Origin of the sequence: Hyunsoonleella rubra, from assembly GCF_042684665.1 — a bacterium.
In the GTDB taxonomy this organism is placed as follows: domain Bacteria; phylum Bacteroidota; class Bacteroidia; order Flavobacteriales; family Flavobacteriaceae; genus Jejuia; species Jejuia rubra.
This window is the reverse complement of record NZ_JBHULY010000002.1, coordinates 63245-81055: the sequence shown is the minus strand read 5'-3', so window position 1 is coordinate 81055 and position 17811 is coordinate 63245. Positions and strand designations below refer to the sequence as shown.

21 protein-coding genes and 1 pseudogene are annotated in these 17811 nt (G+C 34.6%); 2 read left to right on the top strand and 20 right to left on the bottom strand.

Annotated features, from left to right (window positions below; genetic code table 11):
• Positions 1–27: 27 nt before the first annotated feature.
• The 3 genes and pseudogenes from ACFSR8_RS00580 to ACFSR8_RS00570 form a co-directional block, all read right to left on the bottom strand.
• The gene (locus ACFSR8_RS00580) at positions 28–1011 is read right to left on the bottom strand and encodes an ASPIC/UnbV domain-containing protein (RefSeq protein ID WP_380287974.1); all 984 of its coding nucleotides are present in this window, start codon (positions 1009–1011) and stop codon (positions 28–30) included.
• 102 nt (positions 1012–1113) lie between these two features.
• Positions 1114–1314 (bottom strand): annotated as a pseudogene (locus tag ACFSR8_RS00575) (FG-GAP-like repeat-containing protein); the annotation flags it as partial.
• Between the two features lie 27 nt (positions 1315–1341).
• Positions 1342–2430, bottom strand: coding sequence for an FG-GAP repeat domain-containing protein (locus ACFSR8_RS00570; protein ID WP_380287968.1), 1089 nt, complete (start codon positions 2428–2430; stop codon positions 1342–1344).
• A 460-nt stretch (positions 2431–2890) separates the two neighbouring features.
• Here ACFSR8_RS00570 and ACFSR8_RS00565 point away from each other — a divergent pair, with 460 nt between their 5' ends.
• Positions 2891–3724, top strand: a complete 834-nt coding sequence (locus ACFSR8_RS00565; protein WP_380287966.1) for a universal stress protein — start codon at positions 2891–2893, stop codon at positions 3722–3724.
• A 48-nt stretch (positions 3725–3772) separates the two neighbouring features.
• Positions 3773–4504, top strand: coding sequence for a VIT1/CCC1 transporter family protein (locus ACFSR8_RS00560; RefSeq protein WP_380287964.1), 732 nt, complete (start codon positions 3773–3775; stop codon positions 4502–4504).
• A 6-nt stretch (positions 4505–4510) separates the two neighbouring features.
• Here the strand turns inward: ACFSR8_RS00560 and ACFSR8_RS00555 are convergent, their stop codons facing one another.
• The 17 genes from ACFSR8_RS00555 to ACFSR8_RS00475 all read right to left on the bottom strand — a co-directional run bounded on the left by ACFSR8_RS00555 (position 4511) and on the right by ACFSR8_RS00475 (position 17794).
• Positions 4511–5176: a hypothetical protein gene (locus ACFSR8_RS00555; RefSeq protein ID WP_380287962.1), complete on the bottom strand. Its 666-nt coding sequence runs from the start codon at positions 5174–5176 to the stop codon at positions 4511–4513.
• Positions 5157–5825 carry a hypothetical protein gene (locus ACFSR8_RS00550; protein ID WP_380287960.1) on the bottom strand — a complete coding sequence of 223 codons (669 nt, stop codon included), beginning with the start codon at positions 5823–5825 and terminating at the stop codon, positions 5157–5159. Before ACFSR8_RS00550 ends, ACFSR8_RS00555 begins: the two co-directional genes overlap by 20 nt.
• An 8-nt stretch (positions 5826–5833) precedes the next feature.
• The gene (locus ACFSR8_RS00545; protein WP_380287958.1) at positions 5834–6277 is read right to left on the bottom strand and encodes a hypothetical protein; all 444 of its coding nucleotides are present in this window, start codon (positions 6275–6277) and stop codon (positions 5834–5836) included.
• Between the two features lie 65 nt (positions 6278–6342).
• On the bottom strand, positions 6343–6867 hold the full coding sequence (locus ACFSR8_RS00540; protein WP_380287956.1) for an Hsp20/alpha crystallin family protein: 525 nt from the start codon (positions 6865–6867) through the stop codon (positions 6343–6345).
• 115 nt (positions 6868–6982) lie between these two features.
• A complete protein-coding gene (locus ACFSR8_RS00535) occupies positions 6983–7399 on the bottom strand; it encodes a hypothetical protein (protein WP_380287954.1) in 417 nt (138 codons plus the stop codon).
• 2 nt (positions 7400–7401) lie between these two features.
• The gene (locus tag ACFSR8_RS00530) at positions 7402–8775 is read right to left on the bottom strand and encodes an MBL fold metallo-hydrolase RNA specificity domain-containing protein (RefSeq protein ID WP_380287952.1); all 1374 of its coding nucleotides are present in this window, start codon (positions 8773–8775) and stop codon (positions 7402–7404) included.
• 8 nt (positions 8776–8783) lie between these two features.
• Positions 8784–9626 (bottom strand): restriction endonuclease, encoded by an 843-nt coding sequence (locus tag ACFSR8_RS00525; RefSeq protein ID WP_380287951.1) that lies wholly within the window; start codon positions 9624–9626, stop codon positions 8784–8786.
• Between the two features lie 26 nt (positions 9627–9652).
• The gene (locus tag ACFSR8_RS00520) at positions 9653–10063 is read right to left on the bottom strand and encodes a hypothetical protein (protein WP_380287949.1); all 411 of its coding nucleotides are present in this window, start codon (positions 10061–10063) and stop codon (positions 9653–9655) included.
• A 20-nt stretch (positions 10064–10083) separates the two neighbouring features.
• The gene (locus ACFSR8_RS00515; RefSeq protein ID WP_380287947.1) at positions 10084–10938 is read right to left on the bottom strand and encodes a universal stress protein; all 855 of its coding nucleotides are present in this window, start codon (positions 10936–10938) and stop codon (positions 10084–10086) included.
• A gap of 70 nt (positions 10939–11008) precedes the next feature.
• Positions 11009–11839 (bottom strand): universal stress protein, encoded by an 831-nt coding sequence (locus tag ACFSR8_RS00510; RefSeq protein ID WP_380287945.1) that lies wholly within the window; start codon positions 11837–11839, stop codon positions 11009–11011.
• A gap of 11 nt (positions 11840–11850) precedes the next feature.
• A complete protein-coding gene (locus tag ACFSR8_RS00505; protein ID WP_380287943.1) occupies positions 11851–12693 on the bottom strand; it encodes a universal stress protein in 843 nt (280 codons plus the stop codon).
• Between the two features lie 15 nt (positions 12694–12708).
• Entirely contained in the window at positions 12709–13557 is an 849-nt protein-coding gene (locus tag ACFSR8_RS00500) for a universal stress protein (RefSeq protein ID WP_380287941.1), read from the bottom strand.
• A gap of 679 nt (positions 13558–14236) precedes the next feature.
• On the bottom strand, positions 14237–14653 hold the full coding sequence (locus ACFSR8_RS00495; protein WP_380287939.1) for a RidA family protein: 417 nt from the start codon (positions 14651–14653) through the stop codon (positions 14237–14239).
• 8 nt (positions 14654–14661) lie between these two features.
• Positions 14662–15420 (bottom strand): flavodoxin family protein, encoded by a 759-nt coding sequence (locus ACFSR8_RS00490; protein WP_380287937.1) that lies wholly within the window; start codon positions 15418–15420, stop codon positions 14662–14664.
• 179 nt (positions 15421–15599) lie between these two features.
• Positions 15600–16226 carry a DUF4386 domain-containing protein gene (locus tag ACFSR8_RS00485; protein ID WP_380287935.1) on the bottom strand — a complete coding sequence of 209 codons (627 nt, stop codon included), beginning with the start codon at positions 16224–16226 and terminating at the stop codon, positions 15600–15602.
• Between the two features lie 20 nt (positions 16227–16246).
• Entirely contained in the window at positions 16247–16762 is a 516-nt protein-coding gene (locus tag ACFSR8_RS00480) for a flavodoxin domain-containing protein (protein ID WP_380287933.1), read from the bottom strand.
• A 36-nt stretch (positions 16763–16798) separates the two neighbouring features.
• Entirely contained in the window at positions 16799–17794 is a 996-nt protein-coding gene (locus ACFSR8_RS00475; RefSeq protein ID WP_380287931.1) for a phytoene desaturase family protein, read from the bottom strand.
• Between the last annotated feature and the right edge of the window lie 17 nt (positions 17795–17811).

Genomic DNA, 17811 nt, shown 5'->3' with positions numbered 1-17811 from the left:
GTTATATTAGTCGGAAATTTACTATTTTTAATACTTAATTAAACTTGCATGGCAAACATACGAGCCTAATTGTTTCATGATTAGATTAAAGCCTTCTAAAGATGTATCTGCACTTGGAGAATCTTCAAATCGATGTACAAGCAAACGATAAGCAGCATAACTCATGGCTTTTTCTTTAGATGCAGCTATTGATTCAGTTGGTTCAAATTCAACCAAATCACTCGTAAACCCATGTACTTCATTACCTATTAAATAAGGCTTAGTGCTTTCGTAAATGGCCCAAACATCATACAGGGCTACTGAGGTATGAAATAAGTTTCTGGCATGTACTGTAGGCCTTGCATAATCACCACGAATAGCCTCTAACAATGCTTCGTTCCATATCCTAGCAATAGAAGTATCTTCTGATAAATTATTGATATGAAGATTTACAACTAATTCTGCTTCACTATTAGAACAAGAGTTGCCACTTTCTAAAGCAATGACTCTTCCTTGTTCTACAAAGTCCCATGTTATCTGTATACTGTTTGTGCCTTGACCATTGATAATTTCACCTCCCTCTACCGTCCAAGATACATGTGAATCAGCAGGGACATTGTAAGTGTATGTTTCTGTTTTATAAAACCCAGATGATGCATTTCCTAAAATATCATTTGGTGGTAAGTATTGGCAACTACCATCATCAACAGTTGCAACTGGATTGTATGTACAGGAATTAGGGTCTGTACAGCCAGAAATTGCTATTGAAAGATTATTCCCCTCTTTGATTCTGTAACGTTGATTAGGAGTGACATCATCGAAATTTTGACTATAATCATCAGACCAAATGATCTCTACATTATCAATCACCTCATTATCGGCTAAACCAAAATGTACAACCAATGAATGCTGACTACAGTGACTCCCTTGACCATGGATTTCTTGAATTAGTTGCTCCCCATTTACTGTAAGCTTCACCTTTGCACCAATAGCATCCTTGTTAATTGATACGCCTTCAAGTTCAAATTGCACCCAGTTTTTACCCTGAACACTATCAGGATTTAATTGGTTTTGATATAATGTTGTTCGGGCATTCGTATCTGCCGAATGGGTTTGTACAACAACTACAATATCTAAATCACCATCCTTATCATAATCACAATAGGCCATCCCTCTTCCTCTATTGGAATCACTAATTCCAGATACGAAGGATATATCAGTGAATGTTATACCATTATTATTAATATAAAGTTTATTTGGGTCGTCCTCTCCTGTTAAAATTGAATTTGCTGATGGTGTTTTTCCATTAGCAACAAATAAATCTGGCCATGTATCATTATTTACATCTAAAAAAGCCGTTCCCTAACCTGTAGCAAGAAACTCACTTCCATTACCGTCTTGTGCATAGGTGTTTTCAACATTTGCTGATGTACTATCATCTGTAAATGTTTGGTCCCCATTATTTCTTAGAAGCACATTCCTACCAAGGTTTGTGAGATAGTAATCAAAATCATTATCCTTATCGATATCGGCATATGCAATGCCCATAGCGAATATTCCAATGTCGGTTCTTGTCTGTTGAGATACATTACTATATAAATTTTGTGGGTAATTGTTGGCATATAATGCATTGGGTTCAATATAAGCTCCAAAATCATTTGCCAGATATATATCTTGATCTTGATCTTGATCAAAATCGGTTGGCATTACTGCCAAAGCACATCCTGTGTTGTCTAATCCTAATATTTGTGCTTTTTCACTAAATGTTCCATCTCCATTATTCTCGTAAAAATAATTTTCAAAACAAGTATGACTAAATATTACATTTCCTTGATCATCCTCCGAAACATCCTGATTCTCTATATAATTAACCACATAAATATCTAAAAAACCATCTTTATTATAATCTAGCACTGATGCTCCCATAGAAAAACTAACCTCAGTAATACCTGCAACTAAACCTGACTCTGTAAAAGTACCGTTCCCACTGTTAAAAAAAAGCAGATTTCTTTTTAAATTACTTCCATTAATACGCCCTCCCCAGGTAGTTATAAATAAATCTCTATAACCATCATTATTTACATCTGCACTTACAACACCTGTTGTATAGAAATTATCTGTTATATCAAATCCTGCATTTGGAACAATTTCAAAAGTTCCATTAGCCATATTTCTATACAAGACATCCCTTGTTTTACCACCTACAATATATAGGTCTTCCCAACCATCATTATCATAATCAAAAAACACACAGCCACCACCCAAAGTTCCAATTTGATCATAGATATGATCTATTCCAGAAATAGCACTTACTTCTGCAAATGTTTGTGCATTTAGACCTAAGGAAGCTATTAATAATAAACCTAATAATTGTATCGTTTTCATAATGGCTAGTTGCCTTAAAGCATTTATAGTAGCACTAGAATTGATGAGAATGTTCTTTTCCTTCATCAATGCTTTTATAATATCATAAAACATTCATTTTTCATCATTATCTGCTAGTTTATTTAAAGGGAATTTTTTATTTCGTTTAAAGATTCCCAAAAATAACATTTCGCTCATACTTTTAATCACTAGTGTGTGTTAAATTCTTTTTGAGTCATTTGGAAAAGGGCTAATTATAGGGCTAGAAAATATGGGATGTAATGACTAATCGCAAAAAACAAAAAACCCGAAAATATCGAGGTTTAACGTCTTTTATTAGACTTTATTAGTCTAAATTGATACACTTCAATATGAATTAGGTGAAACAATAGTGAAACATCAATTTTCATTACCATATCAAATATATTATAAATAATTGTTTATCGACACTTACTACAAAATTACCTAATACTTACTATTTGATGTGATAAATATCATTTTAGCTTCAAAAGCTTTCCATTACTTTTAGTTGACTGAATATAAGGTCATGGAAAATATCCTATTGCTTACCGACTTTTCTGAAAGCTCAATAAACGCCATGCGTTATGCCCTGCAATTATTAAAGGAAGATCAATGTAATTTTTATGTTTTACATGTTCAAAGTTCAGCGTCTTACACAACCGATGATTTAATGACATTGGGCAATAGCAGTATCTACGATTCTATTGTAAAAAAGTCAAAAAACAGATTAATGAAACTCGTCGAAAGACTAAAAGATGAACTTGGAAATAAAAACTTCAACTATCAAATAATTGTTGATTTTGATGCTCTAATCGATTCAGTAAAACAAGTAATAATATCTAAAAACATTGACCTCATCGTGATGGGAACAAATGGGGTTACAGGAGCAAAAGAAGTTGTTTTTGGAAGCAATACCATAAACGTAATAAGAAAGGTAGATTGCCCAACACTGGCCATACCCGAAGCTTATGGATACAAAAAACCCAACGATGTGTTGTTGCCTTTAGATTTGCAAGATTCATTAAGAGGCAGTGCTTTTATGAAAATTATAAAATTCACTACTGATTATGCTAAAACATTACACATATTAAGGATAATAAGCGATAGCGAAGGTTCCGTGAAACAAAAAGAAGATCTAGAAAATATTAATATCTTTTTGAAAGAAACCGACCATAAATATCATAAAATACAAAACGTGCCTATGCACTACGCCGTTAGTTGCTATTCACAGACCCACAATATAAACCTAATAACACTCTTGGTACAAAAAGAAAGTTTTTTTGAACGATTTTTTACAGGTTCTACTACCACCCAAATCAGTAATAAAATGGAGGCTCCTTTACTTATAATTCATTATTAATTATTAATACTTATATTTCATTATTAATCATTAATTATTACATCTTCGATGGACCACGACGAAAACACTTTACACTTAAAAAGTAATTGGCTTAACAAATATCAAGATTATTTAGGCGAATTTGTTTACGGCGGTATAGATGGCACCGTTACCACATTTGCCGTAGTTTCGGGTGCTGTTGGAGCTGGATTGAGCAATGAAGTCATAATAATTTTAGGGTTTGCCAATTTACTAGCAGATGGTTTTGCTATGTCTGTAGGCGCTTATCTTTCTACAAAATCGGTTAAGGACAACTACAATAAACACAAATTAATAGAATATTGGGAAATTGACAACATTCCGGAAAAAGAACGCGAAGAAGTTGAAGAAATTTATAGAAATAAGGGTTTTGAAGGTAAGCTTCTGAAGCAAGTTGTTGACACCATTACGGCTGATAAAGATAGATGGGTAGATGTCATGATGAAAGATGAATTATTGATGTCTGAAGAAACAAAATCGCCCGTAATGATGGGGCTTATGACTTATATTTCATTCATATCAATAGGATTGATTCCTTTAATAGTTTATGTATGGGATTTTATTGGAGGTTTTCCTGGAGATTTATTTATTTGGACAATTATGCTGACATCTTTAGCATTCATCTTTATTGGTTTTTTAAAGACCTATGTTACCCAAACTAGCAAGTTAAAAGGAATTCTTGAGACACTTGCTTTAGGTCTTATTGCCGCATCCGTATCCTTCTTTGTTGGTGATATTCTTGAGGGCATAATTTCTGGATAATATCTGCTAGGGCTTGGATATAATTTTTGCTTTCTCCATGGTTGAAATCAACTTTTTGACGTAGGCATCTATGGCTTCAGAATTATTTGCTGGAGCTATTAAATCGAAAACACCTCTCCAAACTAAAGATTTATCCGATCGCCTTTTTAGGTCATAAACCGAGGTTTCAATATTAAACACATCATATCTACTGTAATAATCTTGATTAAAATAGGCCTCTTGATAAAGCAAATAGTAGCCTATAAATTTTCTTAAGTAATAATCGGTTTTTGGGGAATTACTGGAGTAAGATTGGTTATTGTCCACACCTTTAACTAATGAAATTATTATCGTATCATAACCATTTGAACGCAATTTATCCACTTCAGCTTCTATATCCTTTTCTGTTTGCTTAGAATCTTGAAACGATTTTTCAAAAACCACAGCACTTTGTAGTGCATTTATTTTTCTGGCATTCAATTCCGTCATCAGTCGAAACTCATAAGCCTTACGTGCTTCATAATTAGGCGTAACACCTACGACCAGTATTTTTTTTGGATTGAATGTGCTATAATCTGGATTTTTCCAGCTTTTAATAAGTTTTGTTGAGGAACAACTGAGGAACATTAAAATAGAAACCAAGCAAATCGTCTTGCTTAGCATGATATTAATATTACTTAATGGCGTTTTCATCTACACTATCTTGCAAAAGGATTGGGCTTATAAGTTGTTGTTCTTCCATAACAACGATAACTAACCTCACGTAATCGTTGACGGTCTCCTGTACGGAATGCGGATCTGTAATATCTATGTAGCCTTTCCATATAAGTTCCCTTGGTTTTGATGGGCAAATACAGTACAGGGATGTTTCTGTGTGGTAAACCCTATATTCGTCGTAATAATCTGGATTATAATAGGCATCCTGATATTTTAGATAATCCTCGCTAAACCTTCTGTACGTTTCATCAAAACCGCCATAATCTTTCCTGTATTCTATTTTATCCTCTACGCCTATTACTTTAGTCAACAATATCGTATCAAAACCATCATCAATCAGTTTGGATTCCAAAGCCTTTAAATCTTCTTCAGTCTTTTTTTCTGTGGTAAAATTGGGTTCAAAAAGCCCTAAACTCATTACGGACTCTATACCTCTTGAAGCGTATTCGTCCTGTAATTGCTTTTCAAACTGCTGTCTGGCTTCAACATTGGAAGTCATGCCAACCAACAAAACTTTGTTCGGACTGTAGGTTTCAATATCAGGGTTTTTCCAGTTCTCAACCAATTCTGTGGTAGAGCAACCAAGAACGATAAAACATAACCCTATGGTCTTTATAAATTTCATTTTTATGCTTATTGTAGTAATCGCTTTTGCTTTTTTGCTTTTAAAACACTTTTAAATGCAGTAAACAACTCTCTTTTTAACTCTCTATACCTATTTAAAAAACTACCAATGGTAACGATAAGTTTTCCATGTTCATCTTTATACGCTTTTTCTAACTCTATTTGGTCTATCCCATCAACCATAATTTCAAGTCCTCTTTCGTGCTTTTTAATGGATTTAATCAACTCATCCGTTTTCTTTTTCAGCCTGCTCAATCGGGAAATTACATCTTCATTTTTTTTATAATGTTTGGGGTCAATAAGTTGAAGCGTGTATGATTTTATTAAATCGTTAAAAAAAAGTTGTTCGTCTTCAGCAAATTCTAATTCAGACAGCCATTTTTTAGATGCCTCATGCATAGTCTCAGCATTTAACCATGCTACATATTTTGGGGATTCACTTTTCGTTTTCATGATTTTAAAATTTAAAAAGCAGAAAGTACGGGCTAATAAACCCATGGCTTTCTGCTGGGAAGGCATTAATTCACCTCAATAATTTTTTTTGCAGGCTGTTCTGAAGAACCCTCTTCTTTTTTAAGAAGTTTTAGGTTTAGAATTCCGTTTTTGTAAGTGGCCTTTACCTCTTGGTCCAAATCAACCGAAGGCGGAAGCACCATAGATCTTTTAAAAGATTTATAACTAAATTCTTTACGAGAATAATCGTCTTCTTTCTCTTCTTCCTCTGCTTTCTTCTCACCACTTACATGAAGCACATCATCCTCAATGGTGATTTCAAAATCCTTTTTGGTAAATCCTGGAACTGCCAATTCAATTTCAAAATCTTCATCATGCTCTTTTACGTTAACGGCTGGCATTAAGCTCTCCTCTTCAAAAAAGTCATCGTCAAAAATATCATCAAACCTTACCATGTTGCCTAAACTGGAAGGAAATATTCTACCGCCCCAAGGTCTTAAAAGGTTATTGCGCCAAGGGGTTAATAATTGGCTCTCAAATGGCGATAATCCATTTCTTTTTCTTCTGCGTTTCTTTAATGTTGTCATCATAAATATATTTAGGTTAAACTTATTTTTCAACACTAATATATTTATAGACACTAGCTTACACAATGATATATATCAGCCAGTTAAGGTGTTTTCTGGGGAGTTTTGTACACATTTTTTAGTTAATGATAACACCTTCTAAATATTGAAATAATCTAAATTTTAAATTGAAAATTTTCGTCTTCAAATTAAAAACTTTTAGTTCTATATCATCATATTCACTTTTAAAGGCATCATCATAATCAACATCTTCAAATTCAATTTTCCGTTTTATTTTACCAGCATTAGCGTTTAGTTCGTCTAAAAGACTATTACTGATTTTGTTTACGGCATTTATCTCATTTTTAAATACTGCCAGCTTCTCGTATAAATTCATTGTCCGAACTTTAAAAATGGGTCTATCTAACAGGTTTTTAATAAACTGAAGTTCGAATTTTAAATTTTCCAAATAGTTTTCTTCCCTTAACGTATTATAGTATAATTCGTCAATAGATTTATCTCTATTGAAACTTTGATATGTGTAAATTGCTTCCATAGTTATAGCCTTAGGGTTTCAATATCATTTAGTTTAGGAATCGTTGTTTGCCAATTAAAGTTGCTTTTTATTTTTACGCGAAAGGCATCCAAGGCGTGAGGTTCGCCATGAATTAAAAACACCTTTTCAGGAATATTTTTAATCTCGCTCATCCATTCCAACAAATCGTTTTGATCAGCATGTGCCGATAAACTCTCTATATGTTTTATGGTAGCTTTTACGGGATAGTATTTCCCAAAAAAACGTATTTCGTGGGCACCATCTTGTAGTTGTCTCCCTCTTGTGCCTTCTGCTTGATAACCCACTAACAAAACCGTTGTTGCAGGATTATCAATAAGTTGTTGCAAGTATGTAAGTACGCGCCCTCCTGTTACCATTCCACTACCTGCAATAACTATTTTAGGTCGATTGTCATCAATGGTTTCCCAAGTTTCTTTGTAAGATTGAATAATATTGATATGATTGCACATGGCATAATACTCTGCCATCGGTAATTTATGCCATTCGGGAAAACGCTGAAACACCTCCAGAACATTATTTCCCATCGGGCTGTCTATAAAAATAGGGATGTTGGGGATTTTATTTTTTTTATATAATTTCCATAACAGATACATGAGTGTTTGTAAACGTTCTACGGCAAAACTTGGGATAATCAAGTTCCCTCGTTTATGAATGGTTTCATGAACAAGTTGGGATAGAACATCCTCTATATTTTCTTTTGGATGTAGCCTATTGCCATAGGTGCTTTCTATAAACAAAACATCGGCCCATTTTGGTTTTTTAGGATCCTCTAATAGGTAATCGTTTGGTCTGCCGATATCTCCAGAAAACACAAATCGTTTTCCATTTATATCCAGTTCAATAAATGTTGCGCCTAGGATATGGCCGTTGTACTTAAAGCGATATGTTATATGCTGTGAAAGCACAATCCACTCGTCAATCATTTCTTCGTGAAATTGCGCAATAGTTTGTTCTGCATCTTTCTTGGTGAAAAAGGGTAATGCAGGATTATGCTTGGTATATTTTTCCTTATTTGCTTTTTTCGCCTCTTCTTCGTGAATTTTAGCACTATCCTTTATAATAATCTCTGCTATGGCCAGGGTTGGAGCCGTACCTATAATTTTGCCTCTAAAGCCTTGTTTTAATAGCCTTGGCAGATAGCCAACATGATCTAAATGACCGTGTGTTAGCAACACAACATCAATGGTTTTGGCATCCAATGGCAAATTATTCCAATTGTGTTCCCTTAATTCTTTTAACCCTTGAAACATACCGCAATCAATCAATATATTCTTTTCTGAAGTTTCAATAAGAAATTTAGATCCGGTAACAACACCAGCGCCACCTAAGAAATATATTTTTACAAAGGGTTCCATTTATGCTTTTAAGGTTTGCACAACATTTTTATTTCGTTCAGTATTCTTGCCTTTCTGGTTTCCGAAATCCCCAAATGGTCCAAGTAGAACGTATCACCAATTAACGACCTACATAACACGACGTCTCTACTTAGTAGAAATTGTTTCTCTCTGTTGGTAAGTAACGTAGATACTGTAATTGGGTACAGTCCTAAGCGGTCTATACGATGCTTTAACCCATCGTTCTTGGGGTAATCCCAACTTAACAAATATAGGCCTACACATTTTCCATATTGTAGCGCATCTTCGGTAAAACGCGTATTTGTTACCACCCAGCCATTTGTAAGTTTTGACTTTGTTTTAGCATTTGAATTCCAATGGGCTTGCACATCTTTATAGCGCGAGTTTATATAAAGCGGAATTTTTACGTTACAATTCAACCCTTGCTGACTGTGGAATTTACATTCTATTATGGAAGTTTCATTATTTTTTTGTGCGATGACATCAATTTCGTGGGTAACACATTGCCCTTGTACAATTTTACCGATTTCGATGTTATATCCCGAATATCGTAATACTTCTCCAACAAAGCGCTCAAAAGGAAACCCCGTTGGCCCTAATTCATAAATGGCTTTTTTTAGTTTGTATTTTGATGCTAAATAGCTTTTTTTCTTTTTAAGTAAAGCAAATGCCCTGTTGTATATTTCTTTTGTTGAAATACCTTGATATAATTCATCCCTCACCTTATCTACAATCATTTTTACCGTTTCTGCCTCGGCACCTGTACGTTTCAATGAAGCCTTTAGTTTATCTAGTGAAAAGCTTACTTTTTTTCCAGACGATTTGATGATTTCAATAGTACCGGTTTCCATTTTATACTTTAGGTTTTAAATAGGAACTACAATCTTTTTTCCTTAAAAAAAGACTTTGCCCATGCTTTCACCTGTGGTTTAGTCATACTATCTGTTTTATAAACACCCTTAACTTTTTTGCTTAAATCCGGATAGTGGTTTTTCAGCCGTTTGTCTAATTTATAACAGGCTTCAGCAGGACCAAAAATCACTATGACCCTGGCTTTTTTTATTTCTGAAACGATATTATCGAAGTATTTTTTTAATTGATGCTTTTCCCTTTCTAAATATTTACTGTCTTGAACCACATCTTGTGGCCCACCCTTAAATTTTGTACCGGAACCTCCATGAATTTTAAAATCCTCAACATTGGAAAGTATTGTGGTAAAACTCTCTTTACCATCATACAAATTCACAATATGAGCTTTTGCCTTATCTAACCATACTCCTGTTTTCATTTGCTTTAAGTTTTTAATTCTTAGTTTCTTAAATCGTGCATTACCAAAATTGGCACTTTGGTGTTATAACCAATTTCCTTTACCAAAGGATGGGTTAATATGCTCCCAAAAAACCTATGCTTTTTATTTATGAAGGCGACCATATCACTTTCCCTACTTTCAACAAAACAGTTAATAGCCGTAGGTATATCCATGCGGCTAAGCATATGGAATGTGTAATTTATATCTTCAAAATACTCCTCTAGAAGTTTTTTGTTGTTAAGCTGTTTATCGTTAAGTTTTTTCTTATTGGATACATATAGAACTTTAACCGAAGCATCACTTCTTTTAGCCAAATCTACTAGGTAACTTAACTCTCTTCTTTTTAAAGGGGTTTTATAACCCGTAGGGAAAACAATTTCTTTAGGCAACTCTAGTTTTGCGGTTTTTGGTACTACAATTACGGGGCAGTGTCGCACCTTTTCCATAACATCAATGGCTATCGTGCCAAATATTCTTTTTCTTGGGGCTGTGTTGCCTTTGGTACCCATAACAATCAGCTCTATATCTTTTTTTTCAACAACGATTTTTATGGCCTCAACAACGCTGTTAAACATAGAAATAGTTTTAAAATGGTGCTTTGGGTTTTTATAATCCCTAAGTGCAAGCATATCTAAGATTTTGGCCAGCCCATTTTCAGACTCTAATTTGGCAGTTTCATACAATTCACTACCGGGTTCCATATTAATAAGAGAATCCACAAGGTTATTTGTACCAGAAAACACGTTTAGTATATAAAAATCGCATTGGTCTTTCTTATACAATTCCAATGCAAATGTTATGGCTTGCCACGCATTTTTAGAGAAATCTGTTGGTAATAATATTTTGCGTTTCATAGGGCTTATGTTTTAGTAGATTACATAAATTTATCTTTTAGAGTTCTTGCCTACAATGATATATATCAACTCATTCAGGTATGACCAAAAACGGTACAATAGGATGAAACCCAATTTTTTTGATGATGGGTTCATGTATAATTTTTTCTAGAAAACTGTGCTTGTAATTCACCATTGCCAGTATATCTATTTCCAATTCTTCAATAAAATCATGAATTTCAACAGCTATTTTATCGTACTTAGGCATCCAGTGCAAACTGTGTTCATAATCACTTAAATGGTCTTGTAGCATTTTTATATTATGCTCCTGTATATCATTAAGCTCTTCCTCCTCGTTAACGTGTACAATTCTAATTTTAGAATTATATAAATCTGCAAATTCTTTTATGGGTTGCAACTCTTTGTTCTCATAAAAACGGTTAAAATCCGTTGGAAAAGCAATTTGCTTTGGCACAACAAAATTGTAATCCTCAGGCACGATTAATACAGGACAATCCCTAATACTTTTTACAATATGAATGGTATTACTCCCAAAGAAAATTTCTTTTGCGCCAGTAGCACCTTTTGTACCCATAATTATCAAACCGATATTCCATTCTACAATGGCTGTTTTAATGGCATCTTTCAAACTTTCAGTACTTAAAATAATTTGAAAATCATGGTTGGCATTGGCGTTGTTGTGTTCTACAATATCCTTCATTTCCAATAGCTCATTGAGGGCATTGTTCTTCATTGTTTTTAATAGTTTGTTTGAAAGATTGGATAATTTTGATGTTTTAAACATGACAGAATTCAGAAAGTAAAATGTGCATTCTTCATCCTTAAAAAGCTTTAGGGCATAGCCAATGGAACCCCATGAATTGGCAGAAAAATCAGTAGGAATTAGAATATTTCGTTTCATAGTCCGGAGTTTTAGGTTTGAGATGGAATTACCAAAAACGGAATCTTTAAATGAAACCCTATTTGGTTTATTGTTGATTTAAAGAACAGGTTCTCAAAAAATGAGTGCTTGTTATTAATCATAATCAATAAGTTGATTTTGGTCTTTATCTGAAACTTTGTGATGGCGTCCGGAACATTTTGATTGCTCACGCTATGAAACAAATGTGATTGATGTTTAAAACGCTCCTCTAAGATGTTTTTATTGGCCTTTTGGGTTTCGGACAAATCGTAGCCGTAAGAGACGTTTAATATGTTCAACCTAGTATTATATAACGAAACGACATCAACTATGGGCTTTAAATGGTAGTCTTCGTAAGCAATATCGTAGTCCGTAGGAAACAAAACCTCGTGTGGTTTTTCAAAACTAAAACCATCGGGTATTGCTATTATGGGACATTTTACATTTTTAAAAACATGTACGGTATTTGATCCAAATAATATTTCTTTTGCACCAGTAGCCCCTTTTGTACCCATAACCACATAATCAATTCCTTCTTTGTTAACCACATCCTTTATCTCGGTCACCAGTGTATTAAAAACAGCCAGAGTTTCTATAGTGTGCTTTGGATTTTTAAATTCTCTCTCCATTCTGCTTTTAAAATCATTAAGCTGTTCAAGCGAATTTTCCTTTACGGCATCATACATGCCAAATTGAGCTGGCTCAACCAGCACGTAGTCCACATGATAAACTGCTGGTGTATAAGTGTTTAACAAGTAAAATTTACAGGCCTCGTTTTTAAAAAGTTTTGAGGCATAGGCTATAGCATTCCAAGAATTTTCAGAAAAATCGGTCGGAAGAAGTATTTTTTTCATGAGTATGGTTTTTAATTAACTGCGTTTTATATTCTGTAAGGATAAAAATGGAATATCCAAGTTTAGGCTCAACTCGTCCAATGGCGATTGAAACACGATATTTTCTATATAAGAGTGCTCGGTGTTTACCATGACAAGCATATCAATAGCATTTTCTTTGATGTATTTAAAGATGGAGTTGATGAGATGTTTGTTATTTTCAATAATGAAGTTGATTGTATTTTTGCACAACTCATCCTTAATGAAATCTTTGTTTTCTTTTTGTCTTCGAGAAAGCATATTGCTTTTAGAAATATAGAGCACATCTATTGTAGCCCTATATGGATACGCTATTTCGCAAAGTAACTTTAGCTCGCGCCTCTTGTATGGAATCATAAAATTAGTTGGAAAAAGTATATGTTTGGGCTGTGAGTATGTGTAGCCTTCTGGTATGGCCAGTACTGGACATTGTACATATTTTAGCACCTGCAATGTGTTGCTTCCAAAGGTAAGTTTTGTGTTATTGGTTTTGCCTTTGGTGCCCATCACTATAATGTCAATATTCTGCTGATCTACGATATTATCGGTTTCATTTAAGAGCAAATTATTGGCTGAAATGGTATAAAAAGTGTGTCTAGGGTTTGGGGAGGTGCTAATGATCGTGTTTTTAATTTCCTGAAGTTGGTCTTCGGCCTTTTTATGAACTGTTAAGGTAGCATCCTCCTCTTTTTCTATAGCTAACAGGACCTGATCTGAAAACACATCTTCGTCGTAGGCGTGCATGATATAAAATTCACTAACCTCATACTTAAACAAGTTTACCGCATACTCCAGGGCATTCTGTGCATTCTCTGAAAAGTCGGTAGGAATCAATATTTTTCTCATAGCTACAAGTGTTAGCTTTAAAATTAAACACTAAACCTCTTGACCACAATGATATATATCAGACTAAAAGAATAGAAAACTTACAATGGTATGGGGGAAGTATCAACGAAAAAAAGGGAATGCTTTTTTAAACATTCCCTTTTTCCATATCAATTTAAAATTCAAATTGATTAATAGCCACTTTGTAAAACAGGAAACAGGAAGTTTACACTCCCCGTTTCCTTTTAAAAATATTTAATTTTATTGATTGACCTTTCCTAATCATTAATATCCCTTAAAAGAGCTGTATTAAATCTTCAGTTAACCAATAGCTTCAAATATTTTTAAGAAAGTATTTATCATTATGCAATGAAAAACACTGTGTAGTTTAGAAACAGGAAGCCTAAGCTTCCTGTTTCATCAAAGTATCTAATGTCATTATTCAACTTTCGGTTTTCTACAATATACCCTTTATTTCTAAAGGCAACATTGAGGTTTTCGTGCTAAATAATAGCTTCAAACACTTTGTTTCGGTATTATCATTTTGCAATGGCAATACCTAGATTTTTAATTTAAAAGTATTTAAAAGAACGTATGATATAATAACGCTAATTTAAATGGCTATTTTTTTATAGGAAATGATATGCATCAGTTTTGAAAATACAATTATTAACAGTTAAGTTGATGAATGTCTCCGATTTTATTCTGGTTTATATGCTTCTAATTCAATTTCTATCAGGAATTCTGGTATTGCCAATTCTTTGACACCAACCCAAGTCCCGGTTGGAAACTGTTTAGTATAAATCGAATTTCGGTAGCCCGAGTTTTCCAAAAACAATGCCATATTGGTAGTAAAAATATTTTCTACAATTACATCATCAAAGGTACAGCCATAATGGCGTAATACTTTTTCTAAATCAGTGTAACAATTTTTCAATTGCTGTCCCAAATCTCCAATAGCAGTAGGATTCCCTTCATCATCCATACTTACGGCACCTGAAATTTTAATACTATTTCCAATTTTCACCGCATGAGAGTACCCATAGGCCTTTTCGACTTCCGGTCGAAGCAGAAAATACTCAGGTTTTTCGTGTTTACTAATTGATTCTTTCTCCATAATTATAATTATTTATTTGTTTTCAACTTCTTGATTTCTCTGCTTGCAATCCATTTTGCTAGTTTATGCTTTACATAAGGAATTTTAACATCAAAATAGAAATCACCCTTCTCTTTATAGAACTCGTAATCTGCCCATCCTTTTAGTTTATTCAATTCTGAAATAGATTTGAAGATATTGAAATACACCAATTGGCCTAATGAAGGTTCAAACTTCTCATGTGCTTTAATGGCCTTAATGAGTTTTTTATATGCGTTTAATGCTTTCCTACGATTATGGTCAGTTTCATTTTGAGATTTTGTTGCCACCTTAAGTTCCACTGATGGTATAAATTTAAATCCACATTGACCGAAGTTTTCGGTTAAATATTTGCATGTCAGATCAGCACCAAATCCTGCGCAGGTGGCAAGGGCCAAAGCATATTTTCCAAAAAATATTGGTCTATGGGCAATAAAGCTTGTTCGCTCCACAAACTTTTTCATCAATGCACTGATGGTTCTGGCGTATGTGGGTGAAGCAAATATGGTACCATCGGCATCTTTCATTTCTTTAATAATCATATCACGATCGTCTGTAAGTGGACAACTCTCTTCGCCATTATTGATACATGAATAACAACCGAAGCAATCCTTGAGATCTACCTCAGCGAGCATGAGAATCTTGAAATCAACTTCAGGATGGCTTCGCTCAAGCATACTGAGAATGTTATAGGTATTTCCTCTATGCGGGCTTCCGCAGATTGCAACTATTTTTAGTTTTTTGTCCATATCTATAAAATTAAACTTTAAGAGATGATTTTTACCTTATAATAGTGTTTAAACCCTGACCGTATCACGCAACTTCCGACAAAGCATGCCCGTCAATGCCTGTGGAACGAGCCTCTGCTCTAATTGCTTTCCATAGCTAATTGACATTATCTAATAGCTCCAATTACAATTTCCCCAAATTAACTTTCAGGTAGTCCTTTTCGTTTTACAATTAGCCAGATACTTAATGTAAGCTCTGCAACAAACATTAATAACATGACAATTACCTTAAGTGATTCAGGAAGATATACATCTACAAAGAATACTATATAAGTAAAAGAGGCCAATATCAAAAGTATGCCAAGGCTTTTCGGAATATATTCTGACTTGAAAACCGAATAACCAAGTACAAAAATATGTGTCGCAAAAAAGATGTATCCAATAAGTTTTATGGACTCATACCCATAAACATCGATAATTTGGAAAACAAAAGCGGGCAAACCGATTATCAATAAGCCTGCATATAGCAACCTCAAAGCAGCAGTGTACAAAGCGAGGCTTTTATTAGCTGGTTTTAGAACCAAGTAAAGAGCGAAACCAATAATGGAATCTAACGCTAATACCACAAGATAACCAACAACAGCAAAAATGAACAGTCTTTTATTGGCATTAATATCTCTAACTAGGGTTTCGATATCCCCGGGCACCACAAAATTTGCCAAAATGAAATCATCGACCAATACCACGAACAAAACCGAGGTTATAAATGCAATCCCAACGATCATAGCAGCCGAACTAGTCGATATCTTTGAAATAAAGCTTCTCATATTGTTTCGAGTGTCAATCACTATGCTGTTGCCTGTGTTGTATGATACTTTTGAATCATTTTGATTATAGGTTCGATACTTTCTTTGTCCATATAATCAAAACCATAACGCTCATCCTTACTGGCTTCTGGGTCGGAGTTAAACAGGGCCCCAATCCTTAACATCTGTCGTACCCACCAACTTACCTTGGAATGGTCTAACCTGCCACGAAGCGCCACATGCTCAAAGTGTGATGCTACCCCGGAAGGAAGAGAATTGGCAACCCATCTGTTAAGCTTTTCGCTAGGCCCTGCACCCGAAACCGAGAACAAAATCATAGGCCTGCCTTCCAGTTTGGATAAATTTGCCCGTATCCACTTTCGGATAGTGAGCTTAAAATAAATAATTGAACTGCCTATTAATAAATACTCAAATTCAGAGGGATCAGCATTAGTATCTTTTATATCAAACACAGGTAATCCAGTGGCTTCAGCAATCCAGTTAGCATATTGTTCTGTACTGCCATACTTGCCCGAGAAAAAAATTGCCCCCTTCATAGAATGCTTTTTTAATCACTAATCTGAAAAATGTTATTAGCTTTTAGGCACTAAAACCAGAGCTTTGTCCCCAATATCCAAAAGTTCGCAACTCTTAGAAAAGCTACTCTTATCTGTTTTAATATGAAACCTTAAACTATCTTCTGTGGCATCTGAAGCAACAGGAAGCCATCTGTAAGGCAAATCCAGTTCTATCTCTTTTGGATCTAGTAGTTTGAAAATGGCGTATTGTCCATTTTTAGGATGATAACCCACAGGTTTTTCAAAGTCTAATTGGATTGTTGTATCATCGATCATGTTGTGATCCAACAGTTCAACCACTCTTTCATCTACATACTTTTGGTTATCGCATTCTGACCATATTTTGTCTTTCTTCATTTGAAGAGCAGTTAAAAAACCTCCCATAATACTGCCTTCAAAACCGCCTCCGGGGAATGCCCATGCTGACGCAAAATAAAGGTTTGGGATCAAGAAATTATTTCGAAGCCGTTTGGATGCAGATTGTAGTTTTGTCTGCGCATAGCCATAAACCGATCCATTAGGATTAGAGGTATATCGCTTAATAGTCTTAGGGGTAGAAACTTCGTAGTATTCAATACTGTCTATAAATCCAGGAAATCGGTTTTCCAGTCGTTGAAATAGAGTTTGAGCCACCTCTTCCTTTTTTGCCTTGTAGGCTTCTTTGGTTAAGTCTTCCCAGTCTTTCAGATAATCAACACTACAGATGGAACCTACAGATTTGTTGGCCGGTCCCAGTTGGGCATCTACCTTGCCGTAATCTACAAAAATGAAGCTTCGTTTGTCCCAATCGCCTTTGTGATTCGGATGAACGTCCTTCAAGGATTTCACATCAACTCCCCGAAAATAATTTGAGTAGTGCTTAACACCAATGGCTTCGATATTGGTTTTAAAAGCAACATAAATGTTAAGTAATGAGCAGGAATTTGTGTGGGTGTTGATTTTTTGTTTTAAGGAGCTAGCATGGGGTTCAGCCAGCATGTTGGGCACCAACGGAATGGCACAATTGGCCACTACATTATCACAAGTAA